Genomic DNA, 20,008 nt, shown 5'->3' with positions numbered 1-20,008 from the left:
GAGAATACAATGTCATTTCGACTAATAATTGTTATTACCGGTTTGTTACTATCTTGTTTCAGCATGGCACAGAATAATGAGCCAACAAAGCAAAAAAATGAAAAAATCGCGACTTTTGCCGGTGGCTGTTTTTGGTGTGTCGAAGAGGCTTTCGAAAAAATGCCCGGTGTTCGTGAAGTTGTATCCGGATACAGTGGCGGTGATGAAGCTAACCCAACTTATCAGCAAGTTGCCGGAGGGCAAACAGGTCACACCGAAGCAGCACAAATCTACTATAACCCGGATATTATCAGTTACGCTGCTTTACTGCAGAAACTCTGGCACATAAGTGACCCTACGGATAACCAGGGACAGTTCGTTGATCGTGGTAAGCAATACCGCCCCGCTATCTTCTATCATAATGACGAGCAAAAACGCATCGCCATGCAGTCTCGTGAGTGGCTCGATGAAAACGGTCCTTTTTCTGAGCCGGTCGTTATAGAAATAACACCGCTGAAAAGTTTTTATCCGGCAGAAGAGTATCACCAAAATTACTACGACAAGAACCCTGTTCGTTATCGTATTTACACCTATAACTCGGGACGCTACGACTTTGTAGAAAAACACTGGGGAGACACCTCTGACGTTGACTACCAACAGTTCACCAACGACAACCCAACCGGCGAGCATGAAAATACCGAGCAAAGTTACACTAAACCCAGTGACAAGGAATTAAAAGAGCGTTTAACGGACATTCAATACGCGGTTACGCAGGAGGACGCCACCGAACCTGCTTTTGATAACCCTTATTGGGATAATGAGCAACAAGGCATTTATGTTGATGTTGTCAGTGGTGAACCGCTTTTCTCTTCAGCGGATAAATATGAATCGGGCACTGGCTGGCCAAGTTTCACAAAACCAATAACACCGAACGCCGTTGTTGAAAAAGAAGACAATAGTTGGTTTTACACGCGTACTGAAATTCGCAGTCGTAAGGCAGACTCTCACATTGGTCATGTATTTACAGATGGCCCTCAGCCAACTGGACTGAGATACTGCATGAATTCTGCGGCACTGCGCTTTATTCCTTTAGAAGATATGGAAGAAGAAGGTTACGGTGACTACATTCCTGCAGTCACCGGAGATTAAAAGCTGAAAATTAGGCAGTCCAGCCGAGTTCTCTGGCTCGCTGTTCTGCTTGTTTAGGTACGTCAGTGGCCACAAAGTGGTGGTGCAGTACCTGAACACCCAACATATGATTTATGACCGCATCAAGCTGCACACGCTCTTCATTCGGAACGTTTTCATCCTGGTGTCGCTCAAAGGTCTTAACCACTTCGCTGTAATCGAGCAAACCAGCTGACTTAACCGCATCTTCACTCAGAAATTGCTCAGCCAGCTTCTCTACCGCTTTCCACTTTTCCGGATCCGTATGCGCCGGAGGTGCCATAAAAGCAAACTTCTCTCGCTTATATAGCGTTTCCGGAAGCAGCCCTTTCATCGCCTCACGCAACACATACTTTTCTTTATTGCCTTTAATACGTAAATGCGGTGGAACCGTGAATGCGTATTCCGCTAAATGGTGATCCAAAAATGCGGGGCGCGCCTCCATTGAGTTAGCCATGTCAACGCGGTCACCACCCCAGGTCAGTATTTGCCCTTCCAGCATGGTTTTTATCCATACATACTGGGCTCTGTCGAGCGGGTGACGGCCATCGAGCATGTTCTTGTCCAACGTATCAGCAATCGCCGTGCTGGGATCATAGCCCTCAACTTGTTGGCGTTTACTCTCTGACATGAGCGGCAATGCTACCGAAGAACAAGACAGCCACGGCTGTACACAGCTCGGAGTAAAGCCCATTTTCTGGTTAAAAGCGTCGCTGACAAACTCTTCGCGGGCCAACATAGCGCCTTTAAAGAGCTTATTATTTTTTTCCAGCAGCTCCTGCCATTCAACCCGCTCAACTTCTGGCAAGTGATCTAAGCCATGCAAAAACATATCTTTACGGAACGCCGGGTAACCGGCAAAGAGTTCATCCGACCCTTCGCCTGTCATCACCACCTTATAACCGGACTCATGCACCTCTTTACTCATAAGGTACTTAGCAACACCCAGGGTGTTGTAAATGGTGCGTTCGGTGTGCCATAGCGTTTTCACGAAATGGTCATACAGGTCATCGGCTTTCAGCCGCATAATATGGTGGTCGGCCTGTGTCGCCTCCGCCATTTCTTGTGCTATTGGTGTTTCATCATAGTCATCAGAGTCAAACCCAATGGTAAAAGCTTTTACTGAAGTTTGAGTTGATGCCGATGCCAGACCAAGAATTGCGCATGAATCAATACCTCCGGACAGATAGCACCCGACAGGTACGTCAGCTGTCATACGATGCTGAACAGCTTCCAGTAATTTAGCACGAACACCTTCTATATAAGATTCTTCATCGACATCGGCGCCCGGATAGCTTTCTTCAGGCGGAAAGTCGACATCCCAGTACTTATGCTCGGTCGCAACCACCGTGCCGTTTTTTCGTTGTAGCTTAACCACATAACCGGGCTGAACCTGATTAATACCTTCAAAAGCCGTAGAACCCGGCACCATGACCTGAATTAACTGGTGGTATAAACCTTCGGCTGAAAACTCCCGCTTAACATCCGGGTGAGAAAATAACACTTTCAGCTCAGATCCAAACACAACCCCATGTTCTGTTTCTGTCCAGTACAGAGGCTTAATTCCAAAACGGTCACGTACTAAATAAAGGCTTTCGTCTTCGGCATCAAACAAACCAAAAGCAAACTCTCCCCGAAGCTCTTTTAGCGTGTCTTCCAGACCGTAACGCTCAAACAAATGCAGGACAATCTCAGAGTCACTTTTACTGTTAAAGCGTGCGCCACGAGCGGTTAAGTCCGCACGAATGCGTTTAAAATCGTAAAACTCACCGTTGTGAGTCAGCATCAGTCGTTTGTCGGCTGACAAAAACGGCTGACGACCTCTTTTTTCGTCCAGGTCAATAATAGATAAGCGGGCGTGACTGAATCCCACGCCATAATCTTGTTGTACTTCGTAACCAAACCCATCAGGACCGCGATGATGCATTATCGCCGCCATATTCACCAGAGTTTGGGGTTCAATCGCTCTTTCCGTTTGATGATGAAAAACGCCAGCAATTCCGCACATTCTTTGCTTTTCCTCGTATCAGACGACATCAATGACGCGCTCAGCTCGCTGCACCATACAGGTCAAAAGCGCCATACGTAAAAACACCGCTCCCCGGGCCTGGCTGAAATACCAGTTATGGGGGGTGGAGTCGAGATCGGTCGATAATTCCTGACCGCGTGCTAATGGGTGTAAAATAATGGCGCTGTCTTTTAGCGGTGACTGCGTCGTTAAGTGAAACTCACTACCGTAAGTACTAAAGGTATCACCTTCCCACGAAATGGCGTTGATATAAACCACATCGAGTTCTGGTAATACCTGCTCTAAATCCCGAGTGGTACGAATTCTAATTCCGGCCTGCTCAATCTGCTCTCTTTGCTCTTCTCCAAACAACTGAGTAGACGATTCCTCGTCATGAATAATGACAATTTCATCAATGGCTTTAGGAAACTTCACCAGGCATTTTATAAAGCTGCGAACCGTTCTCATTTTATCCGGCACCCCAATAATGCCAATTTTTATCGGAGCTTTATCGGCTTCATCAGTCACCAGGTCGGGACGCCACTTAAACAGTGCGTACATATCGGCTAATGCTTGAGTCGGATGCTCGTCTGAGCCATTGCCCGCGTTAATAATGGGGATGCGCAGCGAGTCGATCATCTCTTCTAATGAGGTTTCGTTGTTGTCACGCAAGACAACACAGTCACCGTAGTTGTTGAACATTTCAGCAACATCAGACAAGCACTCACCTTTAGCGATACCTGTCGTGGAACGATCAGTAATGGACATAATGTCGCCGCCCAATCGATGCCAGGCACTTTCAAAGGATAACCGTGTGCGGGTGCTGGGTTCATAAAAGGCACTAATTAAAATCTTTCCCTGCAGTGATGTACTGAATCGACGCGGGTTAGCCTCGTATTTAGCGGCAAGTCGAAACAACTGCAACATACCCAGCTGCGAAAACTGGTCAGCAGATACCACATGCTGATTTGATAGTTTCAGCAGGTAATCACCATCTTCCTGAATTGCTTTCAATAACGCCTTTGGGTGAGCATCGCCACACACATCGGGGCGGTCTCTTTCAAAGGAGACATCCTTTATAGTCATACAATTACCATATGGTTTTAGAAATAAAATCTTTAATAAAAAGACCCAGTAACAAAACCGGGGCCGCACAGGTCATAACCAGTGCCAGAGAAATCATCCATTCAAAAGCGACTTCACTAATCAGCATGAACTTGTTCCCCTTCATCTAACTGGTTCCAGTCAAACTTTTTATCGCTACGGATAATACCGACTAAACAGATCAGCCCGGATACCGCGCAAGACGTTAGTGCCGCTACATAAAATCCGATAGCGAAATAGCCCAGCATGCCAAATAGAGTGCCAAATGCCATAGCCGCTGCTGCATAACCGCCTGTTAATCTGCGTTGATAAAGCCCAAGCAGTATTGGCCAGATAGTACTGGCGACAAAAGCACCGGCGAAATTAAGTAAAGCACCTAACGTAGCAATACGCGGCAAACACAGCAACCAGGTCAGAATGCCCAAGCCCAGGATGCAGCTGCGGTTAAAGCGCATTAAGGTTTTGTCACTTGCCTTTGGCTTAAGCCGCTTATGGAAAATATCTTGTGTCACCAGGTCTGATGTCGCTGCAAGTAAGGAGTCGAGACTGGACGCCAGTGCGGAAAAAATGATGATAAAGACAACAATAGCCCCGGCTTTTCCGAGTACGGCTGCTGCAACGGTCGGTCCTATCATATCCGGGCTTGGCGGAAATATTCCAAGCTGAGGAGCCGCAAGAGCAATAAAGCCCGTTACAATAGGAATGGGCAACCACAGTAGCCCCCCTGTTAAGTAGGCTTTGTAGGCAACGTTCTTTTTGAAAGAAAGCGCACGCGACCACCAGACATTGGAGTGAAAAATTTCACCAAGTCCAAAGAAAATATTATTGAACAGAAACATGACGGCTGCAGGAAATAGCAGGTCCAGCAACTGTGGGTGTTCAGCCGTTAAATTGCTGTGGATGCTAGACAGCCCGACGTTATCAATCAGCCAATAAGCGATAAAACTGACGCCAACAATAATAATCAAGGCCTGGATAAAGTCTGTAGCTATTACAGCCCGCATACCGCCAAATAAAGTATAACCGACACAAATGGTCAGTATGGTTGTCATGCCAATGTGGTAATCAAGACCGCTCAGCGATTCCAGTAAAATGCCACCTGCCATGCCCAGACTGATTAACCAACCGAACGCATACACCACCGAAATAATAATAAAAACAAGCCAGGCCAGGTTGCCATAGCGCAGGCGTACAAAGTCGCCGGAGGTGTAGCCATTAGGCAGCAACTCTTTAATTCGCTTGGCCATTGGAGCGAAGAGAATAAGTCCCAGGGCTGCAAAGGAATAACCTATCATTCCCCAAATCCCAAACTGATAGGTCAGTTGTGGCGCTACCAGCGTGGTGTTGCTGGTGACCCATGTGGCCATAGCGGTTGCCGCCGCAAATGCGAAGCCAACATTACGCCCCGCTAAAGCAAAGTCTTCATGGCTACGGTTTTTGCGTCCTAGCCAATAACCAAAGGCAACCCAAAACACCCCGAACAGGATGATAATTGTAATACCCGTACTCGTCTCTAGTGCGAACTCAGTCATGATGCTTATGGTGTTTAGAATGTATCCATTGGCGATGCAGCAACAGCAAAGTTGCTACTAAGGTGATAAAAATAACGAGACCAATAAAGAATAGCGTTAAAGCCTGCCAAAGTGGGTAATGCTTTACTGTAATTTCAATGGTGTTACTGAGATAAGTCTGGTTTTTAGCGTCTTCTGCTCTTGCCCGCAAGTAGTAGGAGCCATTGCTAAAGCCGGTTAATGAAATGTCTTTAAAGTCGCCTAATGCAGGAAATTGTTTAGTATTTTCCGAGAACTCTGAATCACTGGCAACTTCAATGGTAACTCTGTTAAGCTCGGCTGCAGCAGTCGTACTAACAGAAACGGTAAAATAGCCTTCTTTGACGACAGAGTCAGGCCCGCTTAGCTTCAGGGGGCTTGCAAGCGTGGTGGTTGGCAATACGCTTAAAAAACATAAAACCAACAATATATAGCGATAGTTAAAGCAGTTTTTCTGTATCGTCATTAAGACTTCTGCTCACCAATATCAGTTGAAATTTCAGGCTATCAGCAGAACTTCGCAATTTCAACTGTTTGAAGCAGTCATCTATTTGATGTTTAAAGCCGTAGTTATCTCAACATCTTATTTACGTTTAGCGGTCAATGAGTCAATGCAAAAATATTTATGCAGTTTAGGTTCCAATATAGAACCACAGAGTCACTTCCCTAAAGCCAGAGCTGCTCTTGAAGCTTTATCCGGCAATATAAGCTTTTCACGAAATATTCCTACGCGTCCGGTGAATATGAATACCAAAAGAGATTTTTTGAATGCCCTATTCATTATTCAAACATCGATGAGCGCGGAGCAACTTAAACAAGAGTTTAATCGCATTGAAGAGGCGTTGGGACGTGACCGTTCTGATCCACAAAGAAGCTTTAAAGACCGCACAATTGATATCGATATTCTGGGAAAGGTAAGTGATAACCCCAAAGTACCTGATTACTTAACCTCATTATTAACGGATTTAGGAATTGCCTCATGAAAAAGACAGCACTCGTTACAGGTGCAGGCCGCCGCTTTGGTTTTGAGCTATCAAAGGCGCTGCTGGCTGAAGGCTATCAACTGTTTGCTCACTACAACAGTTCACACGACGGTATAAGCGAGTTAGAGTCGCTCGGTGCCACAGCGGTGCAGGCAGACTTTACCGATATAGAAAGTATTCAGGGCATGATAAAAACAATCAGTAACGCCACTGATTCGATTGAGCTTTTGGTCAATAATGCATCCTGTTTTTTCGATAATGAAACCGTTGATAACGACAATAAAGCGCTTGCTGCCGTGTTTCAGGTACACGGGATAGCCCCTTACATTCTTATTAGCGGCCTTCAGCAGCAGCTAAGTCAGTCGGAAAACGGACTCGTCATCAATATAACGGACATATACGCTGATCGCCCCTCCACCGATTACATTGCTTATTGCGCAGCTAAAGCCGGACTGGCCAATATGACTCAGTCATTCGCTAAAACCTTAGCCCCATCGGTAAGAGTCAACGCAATTCAGCCGGGGCCCATTCTCTTTTTACCGGAACATGATAAAGAGCATCGTATGCAAGTTTTGGATGAAACACCGTTACGAGTTGAGGGTGGTTTAGAACCAATGATAGAAACCGTTCGCTTTTTACGCGACAACCCATTTATTACCGGCGAGTCCATTAAAGTCGACGGCGGCCGTGGCTTAATGATATAAAAAACCCGGCACAACGGCCGGGTTTCAGTTCAGTATAGCGACGCTTATTTAAGCATTCCGCGCAATACGTAATGTAAGATACCACCACTTTTGTAGTAGCTCATTTCATTACCTGTATCGATACGGCACTTAACCTCAAACTCGACTTCGCTTCCGTCTTTGCGTTTAGCAACAACTTTCAGCATTTGTCCAGGCTTGAGGTTATCATCAAGGCCTAAAATCGATATCTGCTCTTCGCCGGTCAACTTATGTTCTTTAACACCTTCGCCTTCAGCAAATTGCAGCGGCAGAACCCCCATACCTACCAGGTTAGAGCGGTGGATACGCTCGTAGCTTTCAGCCAGTACCGCTTTAACCCCTAACAGCGTTGTACCTTTCGCTGCCCAGTCGCGGCTTGAGCCTGTACCGTACTCTTTACCAGCTAATACAACCAGCGGCGTGTCGTTTTCCATATACTTCATGGCGGCATCGTAAATGGCCATTTGCTCGCCAGTAGGAATGTACTTGGTGTAACCACCTTCGACATCATCCAGCATTTGGTTTTTAATGCGAATATTGGCAAACGTACCGCGCATCATCACTTCATGGTTACCACGACGCGAACCATAGGAGTTAAAGTCTTTAATTTCTACACCATTTTCCTGCAGATACTTACCTGCCGGTGAATCCGGTTTGATTGAGCCCGCCGGTGAAATATGGTCCGTAGTAATTGAATCAGCGAACACGGCCAGAACATTAGCGTCCTTAATGTCGCTCGGTGCTTGCAGAGGCTTATCAATACCTTCGAAGAACGGAGGATTCTTAACGTAGGTAGAATCGTCCTGCCAGTTATAGGTATTGCCTTCTGCAACACTAATTGACTGCCACTCTTCGTCACCTTCAAAGACTTCGCCATATTCTTTGCCGAACATCTCGTTATCAACCATTTTCACCGCTTCAGCTATTTCTGCGCTACTTGGCCAAATGTCCTTCAAAAATACGTCATTGCCGTCTGAGTCTTTCCCCAGAGGATCTTTACTCAAGTCAGTGCGCGTTGTACCCGACAAAGCATAGGCAACCACTAGCGGTGGTGAAGCCAGCCAGTTCGCTTTAACTTCAGGGTGAACACGGCCTTCAAAGTTACGGTTCCCTGACAATACCGAAGACACAGTCAAGTCGCCTTCGTTAATGGCTTCCGTTATTTCATCGTCCAGCGGGCCCGAGTTACCAATACAAGTGGTACAACCGTAACCCACCAGGTTAAAACCAAGCTTATCAAGGTACTCGTCTAAACCAGCTTTTGCGAAATAATCAGTAACGACTTTAGAACCCGGAGCCAATGACGATTTCACCCATGGCTTACGAACCAACCCTTTTTCCACTGCTTTCTTAGCTAGTAAGCCTGCTGCCATCATGACGCTTGGGTTTGACGTATTGGTACAAGAGGTTATAGCAGCGATGACAACATCACCGTGCGATAAGGAATAATCCTTACCTTTAACTTTTACTTCTTTGTCTTTCTCGCCTGACTTACCGTTAGTTTCCAGTATCAGGTCAAAGTTACTGCCAAGCTGCTCCATATTCACCCGATCCTGCGGGCGTTTCGGGCCGGCCAGAGAAGCCGTTACGGTGCTTAAGTCTAATTCCAGCGTATCGGTGTACTCAGGTTCGTTATCATTGTCACGCCACAAACCCTGAGCTTTAGAGTATTTCTCGACCAGCTCAATAGTTTCTTCATCACGACCTGACAGACGGAAATAGCGCAGGGTTTCATCATCGACCGGGAAGAAACCACAGGTTGCACCATATTCCGGCGACATATTTGAAATGGTTGCGCGATCAGCTAACGGCAAGTTGTCCAGACCAGGACCGTAAAACTCAACAAACTTACCTACTACGCCTTTTTCACGCAGCATTTGAGTTACGGTTAAGACTAAATCCGTCGCGGTAACACCTTCTTTCAGCGCGCCCGTCATACGGAAGCCAACAACTTCTGGTATCAACATAGAAACCGGCTGACCCAACATAGCAGCTTCGGCTTCGATACCGCCAACACCCCAGCCTAAAACGCCAATACCGTTAATCATAGTGGTGTGTGAGTCGGTACCAACCAAGGTATCGGGGTAGGCGAAAGTTTTACCGTCTTCTTCTTTTGTCCAGACACTCTTACCTAAATACTCAAGGTTTACCTGGTGACAGATGCCTGTCCCCGGTGGTACCACACGAAAGTTTTCAAAGGCACCCTGCCCCCACTTCAGGAACTCGTAACGTTCTTTGTTACGTTCCATTTCAAAGCGGACGTTTTCCTTAAAGGCTTGTTCCGTCGCGTATTTGTCGACCATGACCGAGTGGTCAATCACCAAATCGACCGGTGACAACGGGTTGATGACTTCAGGGTCATGCCCTGCTTTGGCTACGGCGTCGCGCATTGCCGCTAAATCGACAATGCCCGGAACACCGGTAAAATCCTGCATTAAAACCCGCGCCGGGCGGTATTGAATTTCACGGTCGATTTTTTTCTTTTTCGACCAGTCAACCATGGCTTGTAAATCGTCTTTTGTGACGGTTTCGCCATCTTCATTTCGTAATAGGTTTTCAAGCAACACTTTCATTGAAGCCGGAAGCTTTGAAATGTCTCCTAAGGCTTCCTCTGCTTTAGGCAGGCTATAGTAATGAAAGGTTTTTCCTTTAACGTCTAACGAACTTAAGGTTTTCAGACTGTCTTTGCCTGACATAGATACTCTCCCATTCGCTTCCAAAAGCGTAGTTTTTAGCTCAACGGTCTTTTAAATATAGACAAACTGAACCGTTTCAGCCATTGAAATTGTGCTTTGATGAAAACATAAATCAAAGATTTGTGCCAATTAACTGATGGTTAAGTACTCAGTTAAGCAACTATTTTTATTATAAATTGTGTTTATATTACATAGTCTTTAAAAAGCGTTTAAGATCAACAGAACGTTAGTCTTACCGAAATCAATAAGGACATAATGGATGAGTCAGGTACTCGACGATTTACTCAACTTACTGACCCTCGAAGGCATTGAGGATGGTCTTTATCGTGGACAGAGTCAGGATTTAGGCTTTGGCGCTGTCTTTGGTGGACAGGTTATTGGACAAGCTTTGTCGGCGGCTAAAGAAACATTACCGCAAGAGCGCGTCTGCCATTCCTTTCACAGCTATTTTTTACGTCCGGGTGATGCGAAAAAGCCGATTGTCTACGACGTGGAAACCATACGCGACGGTAAAAGCTTTTCAGCCCGCAGAGTCAAAGCCATACAGTACGGTAAGCCAATTTTTTACATGACTGCATCTTTCCAGCAGCAGGAAAATGGCTATGAGCATCAGGACACTATGCCTGAAGTGCCCGGCCCTGAAGGTCTAGTTTCAGATTTGGATATTTATCGCGAGCATGAAGAACTGATACCGGCGCCACTTCGCAAAAAGTTCATTTGCGACAAACCCATAGAAATGCGGTTTGTTACTCCTTACAACCCGTTTAAGCCGGAAAAAGATGAGCCGCGCCGCTACGTCTGGTTCAGAGCAAACGGCAATATGCCGGATGATCAACGCGTTCATAAATACTTATTGGCTTATGCGTCAGACTTTAACTTCTTGCCAACAGCCTTGCAGCCTCATGGCGTCAGCTTTGCTCAACCCAACATGCAGGTCGCTACGGTTGATCATGCCATGTGGTTCCACCGCGATTTCCGCATGGATGACTGGCTGCTCTACGCAATAGACAGCCCTTCGGCCAGCGGTCAACGCGGTTTAGTTCGTGGGCAAATTTTCACGCGAGATGGTGTGTTAGTTGCGTCGACGATTCAGGAAGGAGTCATGCGGGACCGCGGTTAAATACGGCCCCGCCTTGGGTTTAGGTCAACGAAACAAAGAAGCCGGCGATGGCGGCACTCATCATGTTTGCCAAAGTCGCTGCCAATAAGGCACGCATGCCTAAGCGAGCAATATCATGGCGTCGGCTGGGCGCCATACCACCTAACCCACCCAGTAAAATGGCAATGGATGAAAAGTTCGCAAAACCACACAGGACAAAGGTAATAATCACCTGAGAGTTCTGACTTAACTGGTCCTTATAATTAACGAAGTCCAGGTAGGCAACAAATTCGTTTATCACCAGCTTCTGGCCAATAAAGCTTCCCGCCAGGTTCGCTTCGTCCCAGCTAACGCCTAGTACATAGGCAACCGGCTGAAATACATACCCGAAAATTTGCTGTAAGGTCAGTTCAGAATAACCAAACCAACCGCCAACCCAGCCAAAGATACCGTTAACCAATGCAATAAGTGCAACAAAGGCCAGCAACATAGCACCCACGTTCATAGCCAGTTGCAGGCCGCTGGACGCGCCCTGCGCTGCGGCATCAATAACGTTCGCTGAATTATCTTCTACTTCCACTTCTTCCAGGTCGTTACGTGGTTTTTCACATTCGGGGATCATCATTTTTGCCATGAGGAAACCGCCCGGAGCTGCCATAAAACTTGCTGCAATCAGGTACTTCAACTCAACGCCAACACCGGCATAACCGGCTAAAACCGAACCAGACACCGACGCCATACCACCAACCATGACCGCGAATAGCTCTGAGCGCGTCATAGTGCCTATAAATGGTCTTACCATCATAGGTGCTTCGGTTTGCCCCACAAAAATATTAGCGGCAGCTGACATCGATTCAGGTCGACTGGTACCAAGCAGCTTTTGCAAGCCACCACCTAAGATACGAATTACCCACTTCATAATGCCCAGGTAATACAGAACTGAAATGAGAGAGGAGAAGAAAACAATGACTGAAAGAACCTGAATAGCGAATACGAAACCAAACTCTTCGGACGCAAGATTACCAAACAAGAAATCGATACCCGCTTTGGTATAACCAATAACGGCAGAAACACCTTGCGCGAAACTGAACAAAAGTTCCCGTCCAATAGGTACGTAGAGAACAAAGCCGGCCAACAGAACCTGAATGCCAAAAGCACCTAAAACGGTACGCCAGCGGATAGCTTTACGGTTCGTTGAAACCAAGTATGCAACGATAAATATGACGGCAACGCCGAGAATACTATTCATAAAAGAACCAATTTTATTCCGCCAGCAACTGACGTATTTTTGTTTTTATAATATCAATGGCGATTTCGTTTTGACCACCGCGAGTGACAACGAGATCAGCAAACTGCTTAGACGGGAATATAAAGTCAAAGAATGCGGGACGAACATACTGCTCATATTGCTCAGTAACCGACTGCAAAGTGCGCCCACGTTCTTCAATATCGCGTTTGATACGACGCAGCAAACAAATATCCAACGGCGTATCCATAAATACCGAAATATCAAACTGCTCGCGTAACTTCTCATCAGTTAACAGCAAAATACCTTCAACCATCACAACTTTTGCGGGCGCAACTCGTATTGATTCTTCCAACCGGGTATGAGTAGTGTGGCTGTACTGCGGCATCTCAACGGCTTCGCCGGCTTTTAACTGCCGCAAATGTTGCATCAGCAAATCGTGTTCGAAAGCGGCAGGCTGGTCATAGTTGGTTAAAACACGCTGTTCCATGGTCATATGACTCTGATCACGGTAGTAAGCATCTTCGGCCAGAATAGCAATACCGTCAGTTCCTAACTCAGCCACCAACTCCTGATACACCGTTGAGGCAAACAGGCTCTTTCCTGACGCTGAAGCGCCAGCTATAGCTATCACTGTTATTTTACTCACAAGCTTCCGTTTCTATTTGCTGCAAACCGCGCGCAATTATCCTTGATTGTCTGCGTAATTAAAAGACTTGACTGCTACCTTTATTCTCACAATATCTGAGCACAAGTTTCCATATGTTTAATTTCGTTACAATTTAGCCTGAACATAAGCAGGCATATTAGTGATGACTCTCGTATAGTAATGGCGCTTAATAAAAAATAATTCAGGAACTACAATGAAAATGATGAAAACAATTACCGCTGTTGCGGTAGCCACAGCCCTTCTCGGAGGCTGTCAGTCAACCCAATCAGCTAATAACCAACAGGCTGTTAGCCAATCACAGTTTCCCGAAGTAAAGGTCAACTACGAGACATTTACTTTAAATAACGGCTTAACTGTCGTTATTCACGAAGATCGCAAAGCCCCTATTGTTGCGGTAAACGTTTGGTACGCCGTTGGCTCTAAAGATGAAAAAGCCGGACAAACCGGTTTCGCTCACTTATTTGAGCACTTGATGTTCAATGGTACCGAAAACTACGATGACGAATACTTCGGTCCTTTTGAGCGCGCAGGTGCTACCGAAATGAACGGCACCACTAACAATGACCGTACTAACTACTTTGAGAATGTCCCTACGCCAGCACTTGATATGGCACTTTGGATGGAATCTGACCGTATGGGTCACCTGTTGGGAGCAGTAACTCAAGAGAAACTCGATGAGCAGCGTGGCGTTGTACAAAACGAAAAACGTCAAGGTGAAGCTCAGCCCTATGGTAAAGCCTGGAGCTATATCGCCGAGCAAACCTTCCCTGAAGGTCACCCATACTCATGGTCTGTTATTGGCTCAATGGAAGACTTAAACGCAGCTTCTCTGGACGACGTACACCAGTGGTTTGAAGATTACTACGGCGCAGCTAATGCAGTATTGGTATTGGCAGGCGATATTGATGTGGAAACCGCAAAGGAGAAAGTCACTAAATACTTTGCCGATATCGGACCTGGCAAGCCATTGAAGAAGCATGAAGCCTGGGTTGCTAAGCGCGACGAACAAAAACGTGCAACCATGGAGGATCGCGTTCCGGCTCCTCGAGTTTATAAAGTGTGGAATACCGCACAAATGGGAACTGCTGACTCTGAGTACCTCAACCTTCTGGCCGATATTTTAGCTAACGGTAAAAACTCACGACTTTATGAACGTTTAGTTTACAACGAGCAAATTGCCAGTTCTGTAGGAGCCTTCCAGTACGGTCGCAAACTGGCCGGTCAATTTATGATCACGGCCGACGCCAAGTCTGGTGTTGAACTTGAACAAATTGAAAAAATTATCGATGAAGAACTTGCTCGCCTGATACAAGAAGGCCCGACAGCAGCAGAATTGCAACGCACTAAGTTCAGCACTACGGCAGACTTTGTTCGTCGCGCTGAAAAAGTCGGTGGCTTCGGTGGCAAGTCCGACATACTCGCCTCTGGCAGGGTCTATCATAATGACCCGGGCTTTTACGAAAAAGAAATGGAGTGGACTAAACAAGCTTCAACCAACGACCTGCAAAACGCTGCAGAACAGTGGTTAAGTCATGGCGACTTCGTTCTTAATGTCGTTCCACAACCTAACTACACTGCGCAAGAGACCGATGCAGACCGTTCACAATTACCTAATGTCGGCGACCTACCGCAATTAGAGTTGCCAGAAGTTGAACAATTTACTTTGTCCAATGGTTTAGAAGTTTATCTGGCACAGCGCAGCGATACACCAACTATTGAAATGAGTCTGGTTTTTGACAGTGGTTATGCCTCAGATGTTGGCGGTAAACTCGGTACAGCAAGTTACACCATGTCGATGCTAAAAGAAGGTACTGAAAACCTGAGTGCACTAGAATTAAATAAGCGCTTAGAGTCTTTAGGAACCAACTTAACTGCCTCGGCCAGTCTCGATAGTTCACGTATTAGCATGGACACACTCAGCGTTAACTTCGCTGAAAGCCTGGCGTTAATGAATGACGTTCTGCAAAACCCAGCTTTCTCTGAAGAAGAAATTGAACGCAAACGTTCAAACTGGATAGAAGGCATTCGCAAGGAAGAAGCACGCCCTCAAACTCAGGCTCTACGTGTTCTTCCGGGCTTGATGTTCGGTGAAGGTCACGCTTATAGTCAGCCGTTAACTGGTTCAGGTACGGTTGAGTCTATCAAGTCTTTAACTCGTAAAGACTTGGTCGAGCATGCGCAAACCTGGTTACGTCCCGACAACGCAAAGTTGGTTATCGTTGGTGATACAACCGTTGAGCAAGCTCAGTCTTTATTAGAAGAGCAGTTTTCCAGTTGGCAGGCTCCGGCTTCTGACACGCCTAAAAAATCGCTTGATGCTTCAATGGCCTCTGAAACCAGCCGTGTTTTCCTTATTGATAAACCAGGGAACCCACAGTCTTTAATTATAGCCGGACAGCTGGCACCTTCTGGTCAGGTTGATAACGCTGACACTATCGATGTTATGAACACCATACTTGGTGGTAGTTTTACCAGCCGTCTGAACATGAATTTACGTGAAGATAAAGGCTGGTCTTACGGTGCTCGCTCAATTTGGCTGGACAACGAAGGTCCGGGCTTGTTAGTGGCTTTGGCACCAGTGCAAACGGACAAAACCAAAGAGTCTGTTGAGGAAATCGTAAAAGAGTTTACTCAATACGAAGGCGATAAGCCTGCTACAGAAGACGAACTTGCCAAGGTGAAAGCTAATAAAACAGCTAAACTACCTGGCGCGTACGAAACGAAGGGCAGCCTGCTTAGCGGTTTGGTCAGTACTTTCAATAAAGGCAAAGACGTTGAATACCTGGAAGCTTATGGACAGCGCATCAACGCTATTACCCTTAACGATATTCATGAAAATGCCGATAAGGTTCTAGAACCTGACGCTATGACCTGGGTTATTGTTGGCGACTTAGCTGAAATTGAAGATAAGATTCGTGAACTTAACCTTGGGGAAGTGACTATCCTAAGTGAAGAAGACATTAAATAATGATGTTCGCCCCCAGCCTTCCCGGCTGGGGGATTTTTTATGCGCCAAATAATTGCTCTGCACGACTGTGCAGAATCCAACTGGTAAGAATATATTTATCGTTAGAAACCGGCGTTCTTCCTCTGTGAGTATGAGTAAAATACGCAGGTGCTATCACCATTTGACCCGCTTTAGGGTGTAACGAACGGTCCTGATAATAAAAGTCCGTTTCTCCGCCATCTTCCACGTCATTCAGGTAATACATAAACAATAAAGCTCTGTGCAATGGTTCAGTAGATCCTTTTTGCGGATAAGCTTCACAATGCCAGTAATTGTAATTGCCTTTGCCTTTTCTATAACGCTGCATTTGTATTGCGCCAACCCGAAACAGCTTTTGCATAATTGCCATTTCGTTGCCTTTTGCAACTTCATCAAAGTTATCATTAGTTAAAGCAACAGGTTGTTTTGTTTTCGGGTGTTGCAGTGTCAGTGCCACAGGCCCAATTAAAGCAAATCGGTACTTCTTAAAGTACTCCAACGCGTGACGTGCTGTTGTCTGCTGAATTTTCAGCAATAATTCCTGGTACTCCGGGTGGGCATTGAGCGATAAATCGGTACTGACCTTCTTCGTGGTATCCACCCCACCACCCGTTCGGCCATCAAAGGTGTGAGGGGACTGTTCAAAAACATCGATGAGTTGCTGGCACAACTCGCTCGAAAGAGCATTATCATAAGTTTCAATGAAATCATTCATAGCAGTGACTTTTCCTGACCTTATGTGTTTTAAAAATCAAAAAGGCTTAATTTAATACGCGGTTCACTTCCGGGGATGGCTTGCCAATGTAGTATCCCTGCAGATATTCAATCTGTTGGTCGCAGAGGTAGGTATTCACGTCTTCGTTCTCCACAAACTCAGCCACAATAGGAATACGTAACTCTTTACAAATACTAATTAGGCCATTGAGAATACTGGCACTTGTCGGGTCATGTAATACATTCTGAACAATACTGCCGTCAATTTTTAAATAATCCGGACGCAGGCGTATCAGCCGCGAAAAATTAGAGTAACCAACGCCAAAGTCATCAATTGCAATTTGGCCGCCTAATCGTCGAACATCTTTCGCAAAGGACTGGATTTTCGTGAAGTCCTCAGTTGATTCAGTTTCCGTAATTTCGAAAATAAGCTGAGCTTTCTTATGCTCAGCAAGCACATAATGGATGAAGCTTACGGTTTCTTCATTCAGAATGTCTTCTATTGATAAATTTACGGAAATGGCAACCTGGTATTGTTCTGAGGTAAGAACCGCCTGCTCAATGACAGAGCGCGTAATTTCACAGTAGTAACGTGTTGCTTTTGCTTTATCGAGAAACAGTCCGGGGGCTAAATCGTGGTTATCGTCTCTTAGCCGCACCAGCGCTTCGTAATAATTCGGCTGCCCTTCTTTTGTGCTCTTAATGGGCTGGTAATAGTTCACAAAGCGATGATCCGTCAAAGCGGACTGAATCTTCGGTATCCAGTTCACTTTATTCTCATGCATAAATTCTTTTTCATAAACCACTTCAATTTTGTAACCCGAGTAAATAACTTTTGCTTTTGATAACGCACTTTCTGCCAATTGCAATTGCTTACCACGGCCAACGCCCATGCCAATAGCAACATCCAACGCAATGTCGCTACTGCCAATCACGAACTTCTTTGATAGCAATGACTGATAGAAACTGAGCAGGTGATCCTCGAACAAATTAGGGATCATTCTAAAATCCGGGATAAGCGCAAACTTGTCGCTATACAGTCGATAAATTTTTATGTGTTTACTTTTTAAAGTCTCAGATGCCCAGTGGCTAAACTGGCGCAGTAATTCGTCACCAAACTCTAAACCGTAATAGTCGGCATAGCTTCTAAACTTACGAATATCCATAACGGCAAGACATTGTGTGCCAACACGTTTAAGGTCATTCAATAAATCAACTCGTGTCGCAAGCCCGGTAACCTGATCAAACCGGGCTTCATGCAATAGCTCGTCAAGGTACATTTCACGCGAAATATCCTGAAACAGTAAAACCAGTTCGGTTAAGTGACCATCGGTTCCGTACAGAGGGATAGCCATACACCGACACCAATTGCTGCGACTGTTACTATTCAGGCAAAGTGAACCATTCCAGGCCTCACCACTGTCTGTCGCTTGTTTTATCGCATCCATTATATCGTTACGGTTGTCTTGATGCAGGAAGGCAGAAAAAGACGTGGTTTGCTTCAGATAATGAATGTCTAATAATTTATGGAGAGAAGAGCTCATCCAGCGAATGTTGCCGTTTGGCGACAGTCGCGCACACAAAGCTGCAGATTCAAGCGTATTAATGTACTGCTTTAACAAAAATTGGTCACGCATGCATGCTTGCTCGGCCTAAGTCGCAAAAGAAATGTTAGCTTTTTGTAATGTACCGAATTTACCGAGATAATAACAGTCCGTAACCCAAGATATTTACTTAACCTTACTCACCCAGTCCCGTATAATCCGCTCAAATTTAACTCAGCTAACTGCTTTTTAGGTTATACCCGATGAAAAAACTGATATTAGTACTTCTATTGTGCAGCTCATTTCCTTTTGCTGTGAACGCCGAACGTTATTGGTCTGACACCAGCCTTACCTATCTCAACGGAAGCGATTACGAAGTCGGCGATCCCGATCGTCACGTACTCACCCTGGAGTACGTTGGCGGATATAGTTGGGGCAAAATATTCAGTTTTGCTGACAGACTGGAATCGGATAACGGCGATACCGAAACCTATATCGAGTTTTCACCTGAATTCTACCTGCTTGAGTTTGACGATAACCCGGTAAAAAATATTAGCTTCACCACAACGGCTGAGGTCGGTGACGGCTTTACCAATTACTTATACGGTATTGGTGCCGCATTTGATGTTCCCGGTTTCCAGTTCTTTGAGCTTGATGCTTATAAAAGAAATAACGATGGCTTGCCAAATAACTATCAGTTGACTGCCAGCTGGGGCTTACCTTTCTCTATTGGTGAAACACAGTGGATGTTTGACGGTTTCATTGATTACGCTTCAGGTATCAGCAACGTTGGCCCGGCGAACCTTAACTTCACTTCTCAATTAAAGTGGAACATTGCCCCTTACTTTGAATTATCGGCACCTCTTTACGTGGGTATTGAGTATGTTTACTGGCGTAATAAGTTCTATATTGACGGAGTGACAGAGAAAAACCCTAACCTTTTGGTTAAATGGCACTTCTAACAAAAAAAGGGGCTATCACAGCCCCTTTTTTTCACGTCCACTTCAAAAACGATAAGTCACACCAATATTTAAAGTATTAATCTCGTATTCGTCTTTATCAATCAGCTTTATCCAGTCGATAAAATAAGTGGTTCTTGGGTTCCGGTCATATTGAATTCCGCCCCCGTAGCTCACGCTGTTTAACGTTGTATCTTCACCAGCTACCATAAACTTCCCACGGGAAAAGCCACCGGTCACGTATAACGCAACTTCTGGCGACAAATACAAGCGCGGCTTCGCTAATAGACTGGTTATATAATCGGTCTCAAACTTGACGCCCCTATCACTACTGCTGTGTACTCCAAAGCCATAACGAGCTTCGGCAGAAAGGCTATTGCTATAGCGGTAGCCCAACATCAGGTTGACCACATGCGGAGTAAATGAAGGAGTACCTTCCAGTTCCGTATCAACATTCAGTTGAGCTAAAGATGCAGCTCCGTAATAACCACTGTCCTGCGCCTGACTCAACGCACTAAAGAATAAAAAGGCACTACCTAATAAAGCCGCTCGAAAAAACACCATTGGATTTCCTTATAAAA

The 20,008-nt window shown here is 45.6% G+C and carries 17 protein-coding genes; 6 read left to right on the top strand and 11 right to left on the bottom strand.

Annotation, left to right across the window (positions count from 1 at the left end):
• Nucleotides 1-9 precede the first annotated feature (9 nt).
• Entirely contained in the window at nt 10-1,128 is a 1,119-nt protein-coding gene (msrB, locus tag ACP7FG_RS07560) for a peptide-methionine (R)-S-oxide reductase MsrB (RefSeq protein ID WP_439226009.1), read from the top strand.
• 10 nt (nt 1,129-1,138) lie between these two features.
• On the opposite strand, the gene asnB is transcribed toward msrB, so the two are convergent.
• Genes asnB through ACP7FG_RS07535 form a run of 5 tightly spaced genes read right to left on the bottom strand, consistent with a single transcriptional unit; the run spans nt 1,139 to nt 6,274 of the window.
• Nucleotides 1,139-3,154 (bottom strand): asparagine synthase (glutamine-hydrolyzing), encoded by a 2,016-nt coding sequence (asnB, locus tag ACP7FG_RS07555; RefSeq protein ID WP_439226008.1) that lies wholly within the window; start codon nt 3,152-3,154, stop codon nt 1,139-1,141.
• 18 nt (nt 3,155-3,172) lie between these two features.
• A complete protein-coding gene (locus ACP7FG_RS07550; protein WP_439226007.1) occupies nt 3,173-4,240 on the bottom strand; it encodes an aspartate/ornithine carbamoyltransferase family protein in 1,068 nt (355 codons plus the stop codon).
• Between the two features lie 4 nt (nt 4,241-4,244).
• The gene (locus tag ACP7FG_RS07545) at nt 4,245-4,367 is read right to left on the bottom strand and encodes a hypothetical protein (RefSeq protein WP_263621029.1); all 123 of its coding nucleotides are present in this window, start codon (nt 4,365-4,367) and stop codon (nt 4,245-4,247) included.
• Entirely contained in the window at nt 4,357-5,790 is a 1,434-nt protein-coding gene (locus tag ACP7FG_RS07540; protein ID WP_054487321.1) for a sodium:solute symporter family protein, read from the bottom strand. The genes ACP7FG_RS07545 and ACP7FG_RS07540 overlap by 11 nt, the downstream gene beginning before the upstream one ends.
• Entirely contained in the window at nt 5,783-6,274 is a 492-nt protein-coding gene (locus ACP7FG_RS07535; RefSeq protein WP_054487319.1) for a hypothetical protein, read from the bottom strand. Before ACP7FG_RS07535 ends, ACP7FG_RS07540 begins: the two co-directional genes overlap by 8 nt.
• An 88-nt stretch (nt 6,275-6,362) precedes the next feature.
• Between ACP7FG_RS07535 and folK the strand changes: the two genes are divergently transcribed.
• Nucleotides 6,363-6,791, top strand: coding sequence for a 2-amino-4-hydroxy-6-hydroxymethyldihydropteridine diphosphokinase (gene folK, locus ACP7FG_RS07530; RefSeq protein WP_224797554.1), 429 nt, complete (start codon nt 6,363-6,365; stop codon nt 6,789-6,791).
• On the top strand, nt 6,788-7,495 hold the full coding sequence (locus ACP7FG_RS07525) for an SDR family NAD(P)-dependent oxidoreductase (RefSeq protein ID WP_439226006.1): 708 nt from the start codon (nt 6,788-6,790) through the stop codon (nt 7,493-7,495). The genes folK and ACP7FG_RS07525 overlap by 4 nt, the downstream gene beginning before the upstream one ends.
• Nucleotides 7,496-7,539: 44 nt before the next feature.
• On the opposite strand, the gene acnA is transcribed toward ACP7FG_RS07525, so the two are convergent.
• The gene (gene acnA / locus ACP7FG_RS07520; protein ID WP_439226005.1) at nt 7,540-10,209 is read right to left on the bottom strand and encodes an aconitate hydratase AcnA; all 2,670 of its coding nucleotides are present in this window, start codon (nt 10,207-10,209) and stop codon (nt 7,540-7,542) included.
• 259 nt (nt 10,210-10,468) lie between these two features.
• Between acnA and tesB the strand changes: the two genes are divergently transcribed.
• Nucleotides 10,469-11,329, top strand: coding sequence for an acyl-CoA thioesterase II (tesB, locus tag ACP7FG_RS07515; protein WP_054487313.1), 861 nt, complete (start codon nt 10,469-10,471; stop codon nt 11,327-11,329).
• A 19-nt stretch (nt 11,330-11,348) separates the two neighbouring features.
• On the opposite strand, the gene ACP7FG_RS07510 is transcribed toward tesB, so the two are convergent.
• Nucleotides 11,349-12,557, bottom strand: coding sequence for a NupC/NupG family nucleoside CNT transporter (locus ACP7FG_RS07510; RefSeq protein WP_054487312.1), 1,209 nt, complete (start codon nt 12,555-12,557; stop codon nt 11,349-11,351).
• 13 nt (nt 12,558-12,570) lie between these two features.
• Complete coding sequence (gene udk / locus ACP7FG_RS07505; RefSeq protein ID WP_054487310.1) at nt 12,571-13,203, bottom strand: uridine kinase; 633 nt, start codon at nt 13,201-13,203, stop codon at nt 12,571-12,573.
• A 214-nt stretch (nt 13,204-13,417) separates the two neighbouring features.
• Here udk and ACP7FG_RS07500 point away from each other — a divergent pair, with 214 nt between their 5' ends.
• Nucleotides 13,418-16,192, top strand: coding sequence for a M16 family metallopeptidase (locus ACP7FG_RS07500; RefSeq protein WP_439226004.1), 2,775 nt, complete (start codon nt 13,418-13,420; stop codon nt 16,190-16,192).
• 37 nt (nt 16,193-16,229) lie between these two features.
• Here the strand turns inward: ACP7FG_RS07500 and ACP7FG_RS07495 are convergent, their stop codons facing one another.
• Together ACP7FG_RS07495 and ACP7FG_RS07490 are read right to left on the bottom strand one after the other, a co-directional pair.
• Nucleotides 16,230-16,925: a 2OG-Fe(II) oxygenase gene (locus ACP7FG_RS07495; protein ID WP_417442405.1), complete on the bottom strand. Its 696-nt coding sequence runs from the start codon at nt 16,923-16,925 to the stop codon at nt 16,230-16,232.
• A gap of 46 nt (nt 16,926-16,971) precedes the next feature.
• Nucleotides 16,972-18,561: an EAL domain-containing protein gene (locus ACP7FG_RS07490; protein WP_439226003.1), complete on the bottom strand. Its 1,590-nt coding sequence runs from the start codon at nt 18,559-18,561 to the stop codon at nt 16,972-16,974.
• 170 nt (nt 18,562-18,731) lie between these two features.
• Between ACP7FG_RS07490 and ACP7FG_RS07485 the strand changes: the two genes are divergently transcribed.
• A complete protein-coding gene (locus tag ACP7FG_RS07485) occupies nt 18,732-19,430 on the top strand; it encodes a nucleoside-binding protein (protein ID WP_199494708.1) in 699 nt (232 codons plus the stop codon).
• Nucleotides 19,431-19,472: 42 nt separating this feature from the next.
• Here the strand turns inward: ACP7FG_RS07485 and ACP7FG_RS07480 are convergent, their stop codons facing one another.
• Complete coding sequence (locus ACP7FG_RS07480; protein WP_199494709.1) at nt 19,473-19,991, bottom strand: porin family protein; 519 nt, start codon at nt 19,989-19,991, stop codon at nt 19,473-19,475.
• Nucleotides 19,992-20,008 lie beyond the last annotated feature (17 nt).

The organism is Idiomarina sp. ST10R2A5 (genome assembly GCF_051842325.1).
Lineage (GTDB): Bacteria > Pseudomonadota > Gammaproteobacteria > Enterobacterales > Alteromonadaceae > Idiomarina > Idiomarina abyssalis.
This window is presented reverse-complemented; position numbering and strand designations above follow the sequence as displayed.

Coding starts and splice junctions, on each gene's coding strand:
- acnA (WP_439226005.1), bottom strand. CDS start 10,209: ATGTCAGGCAAAGACAGTCTGAAAACCTTAAGTTCGTTAGACGTTAAA.
- ACP7FG_RS07525 (WP_439226006.1), top strand. CDS start 6,788: ATGAAAAAGACAGCACTCGTTACAGGTGCAGGCCGCCGCTTTGGTTTT.
- folK (WP_224797554.1), top strand. CDS start 6,363: ATGTTTAAAGCCGTAGTTATCTCAACATCTTATTTACGTTTAGCGGTC.
- tesB (WP_054487313.1), top strand. CDS start 10,469: ATGAGTCAGGTACTCGACGATTTACTCAACTTACTGACCCTCGAAGGC.
- ACP7FG_RS07510 (WP_054487312.1), bottom strand. CDS start 12,557: ATGAATAGTATTCTCGGCGTTGCCGTCATATTTATCGTTGCATACTTG.
- ACP7FG_RS07495 (WP_417442405.1), bottom strand. CDS start 16,925: ATGAATGATTTCATTGAAACTTATGATAATGCTCTTTCGAGCGAGTTG.
- ACP7FG_RS07545 (WP_263621029.1), bottom strand. CDS start 4,367: ATGCTGATTAGTGAAGTCGCTTTTGAATGGATGATTTCTCTGGCACTG.
- ACP7FG_RS07550 (WP_439226007.1), bottom strand. CDS start 4,240: ATGACTATAAAGGATGTCTCCTTTGAAAGAGACCGCCCCGATGTGTGT.
- ACP7FG_RS07535 (WP_054487319.1), bottom strand. CDS start 6,274: ATGACGATACAGAAAAACTGCTTTAACTATCGCTATATATTGTTGGTT.
- asnB (WP_439226008.1), bottom strand. CDS start 3,154: ATGTGCGGAATTGCTGGCGTTTTTCATCATCAAACGGAAAGAGCGATT.
- ACP7FG_RS07480 (WP_199494709.1), bottom strand. CDS start 19,991: ATGGTGTTTTTTCGAGCGGCTTTATTAGGTAGTGCCTTTTTATTCTTT.
- ACP7FG_RS07500 (WP_439226004.1), top strand. CDS start 13,418: ATGAAAATGATGAAAACAATTACCGCTGTTGCGGTAGCCACAGCCCTT.
- ACP7FG_RS07485 (WP_199494708.1), top strand. CDS start 18,732: ATGAAAAAACTGATATTAGTACTTCTATTGTGCAGCTCATTTCCTTTT.
- ACP7FG_RS07490 (WP_439226003.1), bottom strand. CDS start 18,561: ATGCGTGACCAATTTTTGTTAAAGCAGTACATTAATACGCTTGAATCT.
- msrB (WP_439226009.1), top strand. CDS start 10: ATGTCATTTCGACTAATAATTGTTATTACCGGTTTGTTACTATCTTGT.
- ACP7FG_RS07540 (WP_054487321.1), bottom strand. CDS start 5,790: ATGACTGAGTTCGCACTAGAGACGAGTACGGGTATTACAATTATCATC.